Genomic DNA, 13,289 nt, shown 5'->3' on the forward strand with positions numbered 1-13,289 from the left:
TGTTGACCGCTACCGGCCACGCAGATAGATCAGGTCTTAAGCCTCAAACCGGTATCCGAGCCCGCGAACTGTTACCAGCATGCTCGGCTTGCTCGGCACGCGTTCGATGCGTGAACGAATTCTTTTAATGTGCACGTCGAGTGTCTTGGTGTCACCAAAATAATCACTGCCCCATACGCGGTCGATCAGCTGCCCACGGGTTAGCACGCGCCCCGCGTTACGCATCAACACTTCGAGCAGTTCAAACTCTTTCAGCGGGATGCTGATCTCTTGCCCGTCAACGGCCACCGAGTGCCGGTCGATATCGAGAACAACACGACCGCCAGAGAGCACACGGTCGTCGTGTTCGTCGTCTTCGGCAACAGCACGGCGCAGGACCGCCCGCATCCGGGCCAGCAATTCGCGTGAAGAGTAGGGCTTAGTGACATAGTCGTCGGCGCCCAACTCTAAACCGACAACAATGTCGACCTCGGTGTCTTTCGCCGTCACCATAATGATCGGCACCGCCGACGACGCACGAATGCGTCGACATACCTCGGTGCCGGGCAAACCCGGCAGCATGAGGTCGAGCAAAATAACGTCTGCGCCGCGCGCCTCAAAAGCGGTCAGTGCTGTGGGGCCGTCTTCGGCGATCTCTACCTCGTAGCCTTCACGGCGCAAAAGATAGGCCAGCGGATCGGCCAGATCGGGCTCATCTTCGACCAGCAGAACACGAGTCATTCCGACACTCCCGCCTTTCTGCGGCGTTCCTGGCCGCGCTTCTTTTTGTTCTTACCCGAGCTCGATTTCTCGGGTTCATTCACCCACAGGGGTAGACGCATAGTAAAAGTCGAACCACGACCCGGCTGCGACCACACCCGCACCTGCCCGCCATGGCGAAGCGTTGCATGCTTGACAATGGCAAGCCCCAGTCCCGTGCCACCGGTGCGGCGCGAACGTGCCTCATCAGCGCGGTAAAAGCGCTCAAAAATCCGCTCTTTGTCTTCGGCAGAGATACCGATCCCCTGGTCGGTGACAGCAATCTCTACCGCATCGCCGTCTATTCGCACTCCCACGCCCACGCGCGAACCCCGCGGCGAGTAGGCGATGGCATTGGCAATGAGGTTGCCGATGGCGTCGGTCAAAATCTGGTTGTCGCCGCGCACCGTAGCGCCGCGGTCACCCCCGCGGCTGAGATCGACACCGGCGGCATCGGCCTGCACATGGTGCGATTCCACAGCAGCCGTAATAACCTCGTCGATCGATACGGGCTGCAGCGTGGCCGCGCCATCGGCGCTCTGCAGGCGCGAAAGGCTCATAATGCGGCGGGTCACATGGGCCAGCCGTGTCGCTTCGGCCTGCAGCCGGCCAGCAAAAATGCGCACCTGGTCTTCGTCATCCGCAGCCGACTCAATGGCCTCGGCCAGCAGCGTCACTGCACCCACCGGCGTCTTCAGTTCGTGACTAGTGTTAGCAACAAAGTCGTATCGCATCTGCTCGAGGCGCTCCTGTTCGGTGACGTCTCGAACAATCAGCAGGTGCAGGCGCGCACCAGCCGTGCTGGCACGGGCAGAAACAAGCCGCGACTCCACCGAGGCACCCTCGGGGCGGTTAAGGCGCAGCGCGAGCGACTGCGAATGACCACTGCTGCGCACGGCACGCACGAGATCTCGCAACTCGGTGTTCTCGATCGTCTTTCCGACCGTAAAGCCGTACTGCGCGGCGGGCTCCGAGACGGCAACAATCAGGCCCGAAGAGTCGACGGCACAGGCGGCATCGTCCATGCCGTCAAGTACCGCGACGAGGCCCTTCGGTAGCTCTGCAGCAATGCTTTCTTGCACCTGATTACGGGCACGCATGGCGAGCACAATCATGACCGTCAAACCTGCACCAATGACGATGCCCAGCGCTAACGCGAGCAGCACGAAAGGCACCGAGTTCATAGGCACCAGCCTAGAGTGAACAGCAGCACCTTCCCGCGCGTTCGCGGCACCGAGGCCACTTTGCCGCCTAGTATTCACGTGCACGGCACCAACTGTTAACCTTCTCCAACGAAGCTGGGTGCTGTTATGCCGTCCGTTAACCCCGAGAGAGGTATCGCCATGCGCGAAGTCTTCCACCAGTCCCTCGAGGACGTGCAGTCGCGTCTTGTCGAGATCGCCGACCTTGTCGCCGTCGCCATCGATAAGGCCACGCGGGCTTTTGCTACGAGCGACGTCACTCTGGCCGAAGAGGTTATCGCCGACGACGATCTGATTGACGACCGTGCCATTGAACTCGATGAACTGGCCATCGAGATCCTCGCCCGCCAGCAGCCCGTAGCCCGTGATTTGCGCATCGTTGTTTCTGCGCTGCGTGTGAGCGCCTCGCTCGAACGTATGGGTGACATGGCCGAGCACATCGCTCAGCTGTCGCGCTACCGTTTTCCTGAGCGCGCGATCCCCAAGGGCTTGAAGGGCACCTTTACCCGTATGGGTGAGCGTGACGTCGAAATGGCGCAGACGCTCGCCCAGTTGCTGCGCACCCAAGACCTGCGGCTGGTCGACACGATCCGCAACCTTGACGATGATGTTGACGAACTGCACGCATCGGTTTTTGAAAAGGTGCTCGGCGACAGCTGGCGCGGAGAAGCAACCGCCACTGTCGACGCAACCCTCGCCAGTCGTTACCACGAGCGCTTTGCCGACCACGCGGTCTCGGTGGCCAAAAAGGTCTTGTATCTCGCCACGGGCGACTGGGCGGCAGACACCGATATTCTCGACGCCGTTATCGAAGCACAGTCGACAGAAGACGGCGAATAGTGCGCGGCATCCGGGGTTATTAATTCCGGATGCCACAGACAGGCGTGGGGCCCAAGCAACTCAACGGTTGCCGGGCCCCACGCCTGTACAAACGGCTAGGTGTTGCCGTGCACTACTTGTTTCCCTGGGCGGCCACTGCTGCAGCGCCTGCGGCGGCGGCCTCGGGGTCGAGGTAGCGGCCGGGAGCGGTGGGCCGGTTATTCTCGTCGAGCTCGTACACCAGCGGAATACCGGTGGGAATGTTGAGCTCGGCGATATCGGTGTCGCTGATGTCTTCGAGGTGCTTGACCAGACCGCGCAGCGAGTTACCGTGCGCTGTTACCAGCACGGTGCGGCCCGCTTCGAGGTCGGGCACGATCGCGTCGTTCCAGTAGGGCAGCAGACGGTCGATGACGAGCTTGAGCGACTCGGTGCGCGGCACTTCGCCGTCGATGCCCTGGTAGCGCGGGTCGTTCACCTGGCTGAACTCGCTGTCGTCGTCGAGCGGGGGCGGCGGCACGTCGAACGAGCGGCGCCACAGCTGAAACTGTTCGGGGCCAAACTCTTCGAGAGTCTGGGCTTTGTCTTTACCCTGCAGGGCACCGTAGTGGCGCTCGTTCAACCGCCAGCTGCGCTTAACCGGTAGCCAGGAGCGGTCGGCGGCGTCGAGGGCAATATTGGCCGTCTCGATCGCGCGGCTGAGCAGCGACGTGTGCAACACATCGGGCAGCAGGCCTGCTTCGGCGAGAAGTTCACCGCCTCGGCGGGCTTCTTCTTTACCCTGCTCGGTGAGCCGAACATCAACCCAACCGGTGAACAGATTCTGTTGATTCCACTCGCTTTGACCGTGACGGAGCAGAATGAGAGTGCGCTGTGCAGACATACTCCCAGCCTATCGCTGTGCGCGGCTGTGCTCGTACCGCCTGTTGAGTTCTACTCTTCGGATGCTGCGCGCCGAGGATCTGCTGCCTCTTTGCGGCGTGACAGCCGTGTGAGCCGCGGAACATTGGCGGTAGCGCCCGCATCGGCGGGAACAATAACCTCTTGCGCGGCCGAAACTTCTCCTTCGGCCGTGCGCACAATCAGGTCGTCAACGGGCGCTCGACGCGACAGCACGGCTAGCGCAATCGGGCCTTCTTGCCAGTGCCTGACGGCCGAGGTGATGTGGCCGACTTCTTTTTCACCGGCAATCACGACGTCTCCGCGCGCAGGCAGCACGGTATCGCTGCCGTCGAGGTGCAGCGCGGCAAGACGGCGGGGCGGGTGTCCGAGATTGTGCACCTTCGCCACGGTTTCTTGACCTCGATAGCAGCCCTTCGACATGTGCACGGCCGATCGAATCCAGTCGGACTCGTGCGGAATCGACCGTTCATCAACCTCGGTCGCCCAGCGCGGACGCCATGCGGCAACACGCAGCGCCTCGGCGGCGAGCACACCGGCCCACGCGATGTCGTCGCGCAGTGCCAGAGCACGCGCTGTGTCGTCTGATACCAGCGCCACGTGCCAGTGGTAGTCGACTCCCGGATGCTGGTCGCCCGCGTAGTACTGGTGTCCGCCCGGTGTGACCGTGTGCCACGGGTCGTGCCACACGACGGGCTGCTCGTTAGTCTGGAGCGCGTTCTCGCGCGCGATTTCTTCTGCTTCGGCTCCTGGCACGTAGCCGAGTGCCACGATGTCGTCGCGCAGTGCGAGTTTTACCTGTGCCCGAAAGATCATGCGGCGTAGCCAGGTCGCAAGAGGTTCTGCGTCATCGGCGTCGGCCATGAGCCACGTCGAGGCTCCGTCGTCGATGACGGCCGCTGCGTGTTCGACGCGCCCCTGGGGGTCGAGCACGAGCAGTTCTGTTCCGGTGAATGCCGGTAGGTGGGCGACGGCCTGCGAAGTAATGGAGTCGAGCCATGTGAGTCGTTCAGGACCGGTCAGTTCGATAACCGCGCGGTCTTCGAGTGGAACAAGGGCTCGGCCCTGACTGAGCATGCGCTGTTCGGGCATGGGGTTGCCAAAGTGAGATATGGCCTGATCTGCCGGCACGGCGCCGGCCACAGAACTAAATAGTGTCACGATACTCTCGCTAAGCGTGCTGAGGCGTGCGAGTGCAGGGCGCTACCGAGCGCCGCAATATCCCATGCCCACAGCAGGTGTGAGTCGACCAGCCCATACATGCGGGTGGCCGCCGAATAATTTTTTGCTTCCGCAGTGCGCACGATAGCGTCGGTGGCTATGTCAATGCGGGGGCCGTTGATCTCGCCCAGGTAGAGTTCCATCGTGCCATCGGAATGCGCTAAGGACACCTCGATAGGAAAGCCCCCGGATGCCGCACGCAGCGCTTCAACGTCGTCGGCCGTGCGCGGGGAGGCGTCGGTGGTGGGTGGCAACAACCCTGGCCCTGCATCGGCCTGTGTAGCGGGGCGGGCTACTCGCCAGTAGCCCGACTCTGCGACGAGGGGCAGTTTATTTTCTCCGCGATGGGCCCATGCTGTGGCGGAGTAGTTGAGGTAATCGCCGCCATCATGGCTGAAGCTTATGCGGTGTGTGAACTCTTCTTGGTACCGGTGCTCGGCTGTTTCATAATCGATGACTCCGGTGCCCTCCCACACACCAATAAGCCACGAGAGTGGCGCGAGGTCGGCGGGCAGATCTACGGGTAGGTCGATCATGCGTCGCCCCGGATCAGCGTTGGCCGCGGAAGAGGTTGACGAGCACGGCTCCCGAGACAAAGGCGATGGCTAGGCTTGCCAGTCCGAGAAGCCCGACGAAAAAGAGTTCGAGCGCTACGAGGTCCATGCTTTCACTCTACCCCGCTCTTTACGGGGTCGGGCACCATTGTGCTCAGCCGGAGACAAGGACGATGAGCGCGAATATTGCCGAGACTATTCCCATCGCAACCAGGGTGCCCAGTAGCGTTGCGGCCACGCGCACGATAAACCCCTGCGCAGTGCCAATAAACATCTGCACCGCAAAACCTATGAGTACGCACAGCCCGAGGGCGACTATTGCCCACAGTGGCTGCGTTGATGTGGGCACGAATATTCCCACAAGAATCGCGGCAATAGCACCTAATGCCCACACAGCAATGGGCGCAACCAGCGATATGCGCGGCGCCGTATCGGGTTGAGACATAGCACTATTGTGCCTTAGCGTTCACCCGCTTGTCATAAGACAGTGCCAAGATACATTCATGATGGATCCCGCAATCGTGGACGCTGGCCTCGGCGATGCTGAAGACGACGACTTTGATGAAGCCGTCGCGGTAGACGATGAATTACTCCCCGACGACCGGTATCTCGATCGCGAGCTCAGCTGGTTAGCGTTCAACCAGCGCGTGCTGGAGTTAGCAGAAGACGACACGCTACCCCTGCTGGAGCGGGCTAATTTCTTGGCAATTTTCGCCAGCAACCTTGATGAATTTTTCATGGTGCGTGTCGCCGGTCTCAAGCGCCGTATTGTCACGGGGCTCGCGGTACCCACCAATATCGGGACCTCTGCTGTTGATGCGCTCGCTGCGATCTCGGCCCAGGCACACCAGTTACAGGTTCGTCATGCGCATGCGTGGACAACCAGGGTGCGCCCCGGGCTCGCCGAGGCCGGTATTCACGTGATGGACTGGAACGAACTCGACGAGGCTGAGCACGAGGCCCTCAGCGAATATTTTGGCTCGCACGTTTTTCCGGTGTTGATGCCCCTCGCGGTCGATCCGGCTCACCCGTTCCCCTATATTTCGGGGCTTTCACTGAACCTTGCGATTCGTATTCGCAATGCGCGCACGGGCCGTCAAGAGTTTGCGCGGCTCAAGGTTCCGGCCATGCTCCCCCGTTTTATTGAGGTTCCGGGCACGGCCGAGTCGACCCGCGTCATCCGACTCGAAGAGCTTATTGCTCACCATCTTGACGACCTTTTTCCGGGTATGGAGGTGCTCGACCACCACCTGTTTCGTCTCACGCGCAATGAAGACGTTGAGATTGAGGAGGATGAATCGGAGAACTTGATTCAGGCTCTCGAGGCTGAACTTTTGCGCCGCCGATTTGGGCCTCCGATTCGTCTGGAAATTACCGACGATATGGACGACCTCACGCTCGACCTTCTGGTGAAAGAACTCGATATCACCGACAAAGAGGTGTATCGCCTTCCTGGCCCGCTGGATCTGCGGGGGCTCTTCGAACTGTCTCGTATCGATCGCCCCGAGCTGCGCTATCCGCCGCATGTGCCTACCACGGCGGTGGCGTTCCAGCCGGGTGACAGCAATGAGCGGCCGGATGTTTTTGATGCGATCCGCAAGGGCGATGTGCTGGTGCATCACCCCTATGAGTCTTTTGCCACGAGCGTGCAGGCTTTTCTTGAGCAGGCGGCTCGCGATCCGCAGGTGCTTGCCATTAAGCAGACTCTCTACCGCACCTCGGGGGATAGCCCGATTGTGCAGGCGCTCATCGACGCCGCCGAGTCGGGTAAACAGGTGCTGGCGCTGGTTGAGGTCAAGGCACGCTTTGACGAGGCGAACAACATCGTGTGGGCTCGCAAGCTTGAAAAAGCCGGCGTGCACGTGGTGTACGGCATCGTGGGCCTAAAAACCCATGGCAAGCTCGCACACGTCATCCGCGAAGAAAACGGCATGCTCAAGCACTATTCACATGTGGGCACGGGCAACTACAACCCGAAAACGAGCCGTATCTACGAAGACTTTGGTTTATTTACTACCGATCCGCAGGTGGGCAAAGATCTCAACAGACTTTTTAATGAGCTGTCGGGCTACGCCATTGAAAAGAAGTTCAAGCGTCTACTGGTAGCCCCCTTGCACCTGCGCAAGGGTCTCCTCCGCCACATTGACCGTGAACGCCGGGCCGCCGAGCAGGGTAAGCCCGCACATATCCGCATCAAAGTGAACTCCATTGTTGATGAGGCCGTGATCGATGCGCTGTACCGCGCAAGCGCCGTGGGAGTCAAGGTCGATGTGTGGGTGCGCGGAATTTGCAGCCTGCGCACTGATCTTGACGGCATTTCTGACAACATCACGGTGCGCAGTATTCTCGGCCGTTACCTTGAGCACTCCCGTATTTTTGCTTTCCACAACAACGGTTCACCGCAGGTATTTATTGGTAGTGCCGACATGATGCACCGCAACCTTGATCGCCGTATCGAAGCTCTTGTGCGTATCACCGATGAGGCCCACATCACCCAGCTTCTCGAGTTTTTTGATCTGGCGATGTCTGCACGCACGAATTCATGGCACCTCGAAGCCGATGGAGTGTGGCAGCGCCACACCGTTTCTGACGACGGTGAACCGTTAATCGACCTGCAAGATAGAACCATGGCGAAGATACAAAAACGGCGCAGGCCACGCTCAACGCGATGAGTAAGCATGCTGTGTACGCCGCTGGCGGCGTGGTGTGGCGTATGGTCGACGGCAAGCTTCGGCTGCTTCTCATCCACCGCACTAAGTATCGCGATATCACGCTCCCTAAGGGCAAGGTTGATCCGGGAGAAATGCTTGCCGAGACCGCTGTGCGCGAGATCGCCGAAGAAACCGGTATTCGCACGGCGCTGGGCGTGCCGGTGGGGGTATCGCGCTACACCATGAGCAGCGGGCGCGAAAAAGTTGTGCATTATTGGGCCGCGCACGCAAGCGATAAAGCTATTCGCCAGTCGGAGTTTGTGCCCAACAGCGAGATAGCGGCACTGGAGTGGGTCAGTGTGCGTAAAGCGCGCAGCAAGCTGAGCTATCCGGTCGATGTCGAAATTCTTGACGCCTTTGCCACTCTCGTTGGCGACGGTGTGCTGCACACATTCCCGGTTATTGCACTGCGGCATGCCAAGGCGACACCGCGCAGTGAATGGCAGGGTCCGGATGCTTCGCGTCCCCTGACCGATCGCGGTATGGCGCAGGCCCGTGCGCTTGTTGGCGGACTGCAGGCTTTTGGCGTCCGGCGCGTTGTTTCTAGTGACGCCGTGCGGTGTCTGCAAACCGTGACGCCTTTTGCGCAGGCACTTGATCGCCCGCCGATCGTGACCGAACTCATCAGCCAAGATGCGTGGGAAGACGGCACCGCCGATGTTCGTTCGGTGGTGGGTAAGAGAGTTCGGTCGCGCAAGCCCGCCGTGATCTGTAGTCATGGCCCCGTACTGCCCGATATTCTTCGCGAGCTCGCCTTAGCAACGGGAACTCTCAGTGGTTCGTATCTGAGCAGTGCCTCTTCTCTCGATGTCGCTTCTTTCTCTGTTGTTCACCTGTCGGCTACCAATCCCGGTTCTGGGATCATTTCGATCGAAACTCACCAGCCAAAGGCATAAGTCTCTACAATCCGTTCACTTTCCGTTTACCTCCAGGGGCGATTCTGGTAACACCGCCCGCTTAGCGTCACTGTGTGCCCTGCACCGGGCCCATCCCTAACCAACGATTGAACGGATCCACAGTGAAGATCTCCCGTATCACCACCGTCGCCGCTCTGGGCGCCATTGCCGCTCTCGGCCTCACCGGCTGCGCAGCAAATGAGAGTGGCACCCCCAACGATTCGGGCTCCACCGGCGAACCCTCGCTCTCCGGCAACCTTGTCGGTGGTGGCGCCTCGTCGCAAGAGGTAGCAATTGCGGCGTGGACCAAACAGTTCCAGACCGCGAACGACGCGGTCACCGTCGACTACGACCCGGCAGGTTCGGGCACCGGCCGCGAATCGTTCGCCGCGGGCGCTTTCTCTTTTGTCGGCTCTGACCGCGCTTTTAAGCAGGACGAAATTTCTTCCACCGAGTTCGGCGCTTGTGCCGCCGACTCCGACATCATCGAGATTCCGGCCTACATTTCGCCTATCGCGGTGATTTTCAACCTCGAGGGCATTGATTCGCTCAACCTCGACGCCGCAACCCTCGCCGGTATTTTTACGGGCGACGTTAGCCAGTGGAACGACCCGGCTATCGCCGCACTCAATGAGGGTGTCGAGCTTCCGGTCACCGCCATCAATCCTGTGCACCGCGCCGACAAGTCGGGCACGACAGGCAACTTCACCGACTATCTTGCTGCAGCAGCAGGCGATGTGTGGACCCACGGTTCAGTAGAAGAGTGGCCGATCCAGGCTGGCGAATCAGCGCAGGGGACCTCCGGTGTCGTGCAGGCTGTTGAGTCGGGCGTGGGCACCATCGGTTACGCCGATGCGTCACGTGCGGGCGAACTGGGCACCGTTTCGGTGCAGGTCGGCGACGACTTTGTTCCCTACTCGCCCGAGGCAGCAGCAGCAATCGTCGAACACTCACCGCTCGACGAAGGCCGCACTGCCGGTGACCTGGCCATCAACCTCGACCGCACGTCGACCGAGGCCGGTGTCTACCCCATCGTGCTCGTCAGCTACCTCATCGGCTGTGAAGAATACGCCGACCCAGCCCAGGCCACCCTGGTGAAAGAGTTCTTCTCCACCGTCATCAGCGCCGAAGGCCAGTCGGCAGCAGCAGATGCTGCCGGTAGCGCACCCATCAGCGACTCGATCCGACAGAGCGCGCAGAGCGCGATCGACCTGATCGTCACCGAATAAGCAGGGCGGGGGCTCGGCACTTACTGCCGGGCCCCTTCCTCGCATCCGACTCTCTTGACAGCAACCAGAGCCCGACCAGAAAGCAGCCGATGACTTCGCTCTCACGTTCCGCGCCACCCCGGTCGCAGCAGGGTGCCCAGGGTCGCACCACCAAGCGTGCCGGCGACCGCTGGTTCTCTGCCTCGGCCGTGTTTGCCGGTTCGATGATTCTGGTCACGCTGGCAGCGGTGGCCGTTTTTCTCGTTGTGCAGTCGATCCCCGGCATGCTGGCAACACCCGAAGAAGCCACAATTCTTAAAGACGGCTTCTGGTCGTATGTCGGCGTACTGGCTTTTGGTACCGTGTGGGCCGCAGCACTCGCGCTCATCATGGCTGTGCCGCTCTCTATCGCTGTGGCCCTGTTTATTTCGCACTATGCACCCCGCCGCCTCGCTGGCAGCCTCGGTTACCTGGTCGACCTCCTCGCGGCAGTGCCCTCTGTCGTGTTCGGCCTGTGGGGTATTGGCGTATTGGCCCCAGCCGTGCAGCCCGCCTACAGCTGGCTCGTAGAAAACGCCGGTTGGTTTCCGCTCTTCGCTGGTCCTGTCTCAGGCACCGGCCGCACAATTTTTACCGCCGCCGTCGTGCTCGCGGTTATGGTGCTGCCCATCATGACCGCCATCTGCCGCGAAATTTTCTTACAGGCACCGTCACTGCACGAAGAGGCAGCACTGGCTCTCGGCGCAACCCGCTGGGAGATGATCCGCATGGCTGTCCTACCGTTCGCTCGCGGCGGCATCGTATCGGCCGCGATGCTCGGGCTCGGACGAGCACTGGGCGAGACCATGGCTGTGGCGATGGTTCTCTCGGCATCCGGGGGCATTACTTTTCGGCTGTTCACAGCAGAAAACCCCAACACTATCCCCGCGAATATCGCACAGACTTTCCCTGAAGCACACGGGCTCAACATCAACGTGCTCATTGCTACAGGGCTCATTTTGTTTATCGTGACCTTTGCCGTCAACGCGCTGGCCCGCTGGGTCGTCAACCGGCGCAAGGAATTCTCGGGGGCTAACTAACATGACTACCGCCAACGTTGCACCCCGCACGCTAGCCCCCACTCGCACGGCCTCGCTCACCAGTGGCCGCCTACCCCAGTGGACGCCGTGGGCGCTACTAGGAACAGCCGTCGCGATCTCTTTCGCCGTCTTTGTGCTGGTGGCTGCCAGCGCCGACGCACCGCTGAACATTGTTGGCGCTGTCGTTGTTGGCGTCGCCCTTTACCTGGTGCTCATCACCACCATCTCGGCGCTTGTTGAAGGCCGACGCAAAGCCATTGATCGCCTCGTTACTGGGCTCGTCGTGGCGGCGTTTGCGTTGGCCATGGTGCCGCTCGTGTCGGTATCGATCACAGTGCTGCAAAACGGTATTGCCGGGCTGAGCGCCGAGTTCTTCAACAACTCCATGCGCAACGTCGTCGGCGAGGGCGGCGGTGCCCTGCACGCCATTACGGGCACCGTGCTGGTGACCCTCGCAGCCGCCGCCATCTCTATCCCCATCGGCCTGTTCACGGCGCTCTACCTGGTCGAGTATGGCGCGGGCGGGCGTTTAGCTCGCGGCATCACATTTTTTGTCGACGTGATGACAGGCATTCCCTCGATCGTTGCGGGCCTGTTTATTTACGCCGTATTTTCGCTGTTCTTTGCGCCAGGTATCCGCATGGGCCTCATGGGTGCCCTTTCGCTGGCTGTGCTGATGATTCCTGTCGTCGTGCGCTCGAGTGAAGAAATGCTGCGCCTCGTGCCCAATGACCTGCGCGAAGCCGCCTATGCGCTCGGTGTTCCCAAGTGGCTCACGATCGTCAAAGTTGTGCTGCCCACATCGATCGCCGGAATCACCACGGGTGTCATGCTCGCGATCGCCCGTGTTATTGGCGAGACCGCTCCCCTGCTCATCACGGCCGGTTTTACCGCATCAATGCACTACAACCTCAGCGACGGGCGCATGATGACACTCCCTGTCTTCGTCTACACGCAGTACATGAACCAGGGCATTCCCGCCTCGGCCTATGTTGACCGGGCCTGGGCAGCAGCGCTCGTGCTCATTCTCATCGTTATGGCACTCAACCTGATTGCCCGCGCCGTCGCCCACTACTTTGCCCCCGCCAAGGGTCGCTAAATTTCAGCATCCGGATGCCGTATATGCGGCGGATCGCTACGAAGGAGAAAGAATTGTCAAAGAGCATCGAGGTCAACGACCTGAATGTTTACTACGGTGATTTTCTTGCCGTCGAGGGTGTCTCGCTCGAGATTGAGCCCCGCAGCGTCACCGCATTTATTGGACCTTCCGGATGCGGCAAATCCACGTTCTTGCGTACGCTCAACCGCATGCACGAGGTCATCCCCGGCGCTCGCGTCGAGGGCGAAGTGCTGCTCGACGGGCAGGACCTATACGCTGCCGATGTCGACCCGGTGCTGGTGCGCCGCCAGATCGGCATGGTGTTTCAGCGTCCCAACCCTTTTCCGACCATGTCGATCCGTGAAAACGTGCTCGCCGGTGTGCGGCTCAACAACCGCCGTATCAGCAAGGGCGACGCCGACGACCTCGTCGAAAAATCACTGCGCGGCGCGAACCTGTGGAACGAAGTGAAAGACCGTCTGGAACGCCCCGGATCAGGCCTATCGGGTGGTCAGCAGCAGCGTCTGTGCATCGCACGAGCCATCGCGGTCTCACCCGATGTGCTGCTCATGGACGAACCCTGCTCGGCTCTCGACCCGATTTCGACCTATGCGATCGAAGAGCTCATCGGTGAACTCAAAAACGATTACACGATCGTGATCGTCACCCACAACATGCAGCAGGCATCACGTGTGAGCGACCGCACTGCGTTCTTCAACATCGCCGGCACCGGCAAACCCGGCAAGCTCATCGAATACGACGAAACCGGCACCATTTTCACCACACCCTCGGTGCAGGCAACCGAAGACTACGTTTCGGGCCGTTTCGGCTAAACGAGGCTGGCACCGACATACCAGTCACC

General features: G+C 60.6%; 13 protein-coding genes. 7 read left to right on the plus strand and 6 right to left on the minus strand.

Going from position 1 to position 13,289, the window contains the following annotated elements; genetic code table 11:
- Positions 1-36: 36 nt before the first annotated feature.
- Both ACQUSW_RS10005 and ACQUSW_RS10010 read right to left on the minus strand, forming a co-directional pair.
- Entirely contained in the window at positions 37-720 is a 684-nt protein-coding gene (locus tag ACQUSW_RS10005) for a response regulator (protein ID WP_428932153.1), read from the minus strand.
- Positions 717-1,922 carry a sensor histidine kinase gene (locus ACQUSW_RS10010; protein WP_428932154.1) on the minus strand — a complete coding sequence of 402 codons (1,206 nt, stop codon included), beginning with the start codon at positions 1,920-1,922 and terminating at the stop codon, positions 717-719. The genes ACQUSW_RS10005 and ACQUSW_RS10010 overlap by 4 nt, the downstream gene beginning before the upstream one ends.
- Positions 1,923-2,081: 159 nt before the next feature.
- On the opposite strand from ACQUSW_RS10010, the gene phoU reads away from it, so the two are divergent.
- Positions 2,082-2,780 (plus strand): phosphate signaling complex protein PhoU, encoded by a 699-nt coding sequence (phoU, locus tag ACQUSW_RS10015; RefSeq protein ID WP_428932155.1) that lies wholly within the window; start codon positions 2,082-2,084, stop codon positions 2,778-2,780.
- A 112-nt stretch (positions 2,781-2,892) separates the two neighbouring features.
- Here phoU and ACQUSW_RS10020 read toward each other — a convergent pair whose 3' ends face one another.
- The 4 genes from ACQUSW_RS10020 to ACQUSW_RS10035 all read right to left on the minus strand — a co-directional run bounded on the left by ACQUSW_RS10020 (position 2,893) and on the right by ACQUSW_RS10035 (position 5,879).
- Positions 2,893-3,642 (minus strand): phosphoglyceromutase, encoded by a 750-nt coding sequence (locus ACQUSW_RS10020; RefSeq protein ID WP_428932156.1) that lies wholly within the window; start codon positions 3,640-3,642, stop codon positions 2,893-2,895.
- A 50-nt stretch (positions 3,643-3,692) separates the two neighbouring features.
- Positions 3,693-4,820, minus strand: coding sequence for a CAF17-like 4Fe-4S cluster assembly/insertion protein YgfZ (ygfZ, locus tag ACQUSW_RS10025; RefSeq protein ID WP_428932157.1), 1,128 nt, complete (start codon positions 4,818-4,820; stop codon positions 3,693-3,695).
- Positions 4,817-5,416, minus strand: coding sequence for a heme-binding beta-barrel domain-containing protein (locus tag ACQUSW_RS10030; protein ID WP_428932158.1), 600 nt, complete (start codon positions 5,414-5,416; stop codon positions 4,817-4,819). Before ACQUSW_RS10030 ends, ygfZ begins: the two co-directional genes overlap by 4 nt.
- 172 nt (positions 5,417-5,588) lie before the next feature.
- Positions 5,589-5,879 (minus strand): hypothetical protein, encoded by a 291-nt coding sequence (locus tag ACQUSW_RS10035; protein WP_428932159.1) that lies wholly within the window; start codon positions 5,877-5,879, stop codon positions 5,589-5,591.
- A 58-nt stretch (positions 5,880-5,937) separates the two neighbouring features.
- Between ACQUSW_RS10035 and ACQUSW_RS10040 the strand changes: the two genes are divergently transcribed.
- The 6 genes from ACQUSW_RS10040 (at position 5,938) to pstB (ending at position 13,260) form a co-directional block, all read left to right on the plus strand.
- Positions 5,938-8,106, plus strand: coding sequence for an RNA degradosome polyphosphate kinase (locus ACQUSW_RS10040; RefSeq protein ID WP_428932160.1), 2,169 nt, complete (start codon positions 5,938-5,940; stop codon positions 8,104-8,106).
- Positions 8,103-9,041: an NUDIX hydrolase gene (locus ACQUSW_RS10045; protein WP_428932161.1), complete on the plus strand. Its 939-nt coding sequence runs from the start codon at positions 8,103-8,105 to the stop codon at positions 9,039-9,041. The genes ACQUSW_RS10040 and ACQUSW_RS10045 overlap by 4 nt, the downstream gene beginning before the upstream one ends.
- 122 nt (positions 9,042-9,163) lie before the next feature.
- Positions 9,164-10,270, plus strand: coding sequence for a phosphate ABC transporter substrate-binding protein PstS (locus ACQUSW_RS10050; protein WP_428932162.1), 1,107 nt, complete (start codon positions 9,164-9,166; stop codon positions 10,268-10,270).
- 89 nt (positions 10,271-10,359) lie between these two features.
- Positions 10,360-11,328, plus strand: a complete 969-nt coding sequence (pstC, locus tag ACQUSW_RS10055) for a phosphate ABC transporter permease subunit PstC (RefSeq protein ID WP_428932163.1) — start codon at positions 10,360-10,362, stop codon at positions 11,326-11,328.
- Between the two features lies 1 nt (position 11,329).
- Positions 11,330-12,427, plus strand: coding sequence for a phosphate ABC transporter permease PstA (gene pstA / locus ACQUSW_RS10060; protein WP_428932164.1), 1,098 nt, complete (start codon positions 11,330-11,332; stop codon positions 12,425-12,427).
- A 53-nt stretch (positions 12,428-12,480) separates the two neighbouring features.
- Positions 12,481-13,260, plus strand: a complete 780-nt coding sequence (gene pstB, locus ACQUSW_RS10065) for a phosphate ABC transporter ATP-binding protein PstB (protein ID WP_428932165.1) — start codon at positions 12,481-12,483, stop codon at positions 13,258-13,260.
- The last annotated feature ends 29 nt before the right edge of the window (positions 13,261-13,289 follow it).

Origin of the sequence: Microbacterium luticellae (assembly GCF_050408645.1) — a bacterium.
Taxonomy (GTDB): Bacteria; Actinomycetota; Actinomycetes; order Actinomycetales; family Microbacteriaceae; genus Microbacterium.

Coding starts and splice junctions, on each gene's coding strand:
- pstC (WP_428932163.1), top strand. CDS start 10,360: ATGACTTCGCTCTCACGTTCCGCGCCACCCCGGTCGCAGCAGGGTGCC.
- ACQUSW_RS10045 (WP_428932161.1), top strand. CDS start 8,103: ATGAGTAAGCATGCTGTGTACGCCGCTGGCGGCGTGGTGTGGCGTATG.
- ACQUSW_RS10005 (WP_428932153.1), bottom strand. CDS start 720: ATGACTCGTGTTCTGCTGGTCGAAGATGAGCCCGATCTGGCCGATCCG.
- ACQUSW_RS10010 (WP_428932154.1), bottom strand. CDS start 1,922: ATGAACTCGGTGCCTTTCGTGCTGCTCGCGTTAGCGCTGGGCATCGTC.
- ACQUSW_RS10020 (WP_428932156.1), bottom strand. CDS start 3,642: ATGTCTGCACAGCGCACTCTCATTCTGCTCCGTCACGGTCAAAGCGAG.
- phoU (WP_428932155.1), top strand. CDS start 2,082: ATGCGCGAAGTCTTCCACCAGTCCCTCGAGGACGTGCAGTCGCGTCTT.
- ACQUSW_RS10030 (WP_428932158.1), bottom strand. CDS start 5,416: ATGATCGACCTACCCGTAGATCTGCCCGCCGACCTCGCGCCACTCTCG.
- ACQUSW_RS10035 (WP_428932159.1), bottom strand. CDS start 5,879: ATGTCTCAACCCGATACGGCGCCGCGCATATCGCTGGTTGCGCCCATT.
- pstA (WP_428932164.1), top strand. CDS start 11,330: ATGACTACCGCCAACGTTGCACCCCGCACGCTAGCCCCCACTCGCACG.
- ACQUSW_RS10040 (WP_428932160.1), top strand. CDS start 5,938: ATGATGGATCCCGCAATCGTGGACGCTGGCCTCGGCGATGCTGAAGAC.